An 841-nucleotide genomic window follows, 5' to 3' on the forward strand; every position below is an offset into this window, starting at 1 on the left:
GGTCGAGCCCGGTGAGGATGCCGGCGCCGCCGAGGAGCGCCTGGCGCGCGTGGGCGCCGCCAAGGCGGCGATCGCGCGCATCGAGAGCATTGCCGGAGCCGCTGATGATGAGGGGGGCGAGGTGCCCGGCGCCAGGCTTGCCGCTGCTGATAACATTGTCGCCGGCTACCGGCGCCGCATCGCCGCCTCGGACGAAGCCGATGAGGCCCGCGCTGAGGCGCGCGAAGCCGGAAGGCTGGAACTCGAATTGAGATCTGCCGGCATCGAAGCCGAGCGCGAGGCCGTGCGCGCCATGTTTCGCAGCGGCGAGATCAACGACCATACGTCGCAGGCGCTGTTTGCCGAAATCACGCTTACCGAGGCACTGCTGAAAGGTCGCAAGGCGAGGAAATAGCGACCCGCGGGCCTGGCTGGCGCAATCCGGCCAGCAAATTTCGCGTGGCAAACGTGGCGGGGCGAAAACAACTGTGTTAATGGCGCGGCAAATGCAAGTCGCCCAAAATTGTGCAGCGGTTTTGGGACAACGGCTTGCATAAATTAAAATTGCCCCCGAACCTTGAGGATTTCAGGCCATGGCAACAGCAGCGGCAGTGTCGAACAAGTTCGAATCCTTCTTCGAAACCACGCTGGCCGACGCCGATCCGGAGATTTTCGGGGCCATCCGCAACGAACTCGGCCGCCAGCGCCACGAGATCGAACTGATCGCCTCGGAAAACATTGTTTCCCGCGCCGTGCTTGAAGCGCAGGGCTCGATCATGACCAACAAATATGCCGAGGGCTATCCCGGCAAGCGCTATTATGGCGGCTGCCAGTTCGTCGACGTGGCCGAGGAACTGGCCAT

General features: G+C 63.0%; 2 pseudogenes. Both read left to right on the plus strand.

Annotation, left to right across the window (positions count from 1 at the left end):
• Nucleotides 1-394, plus strand: a pseudogene (locus EN939_RS36265) (Na+/H+ antiporter); the annotation flags it as partial.
• A 178-nt stretch (nucleotides 395-572) separates the two neighbouring features.
• Nucleotides 573-841 (plus strand): annotated as a pseudogene (glyA, locus tag EN939_RS36270) (serine hydroxymethyltransferase); the annotation flags it as partial.

The sequence above is a fragment of the Mesorhizobium sp. M7A.F.Ca.CA.002.05.1.1 genome, from assembly GCF_003998335.1.
Taxonomy (GTDB): domain Bacteria; phylum Pseudomonadota; class Alphaproteobacteria; order Rhizobiales; family Rhizobiaceae; genus Mesorhizobium.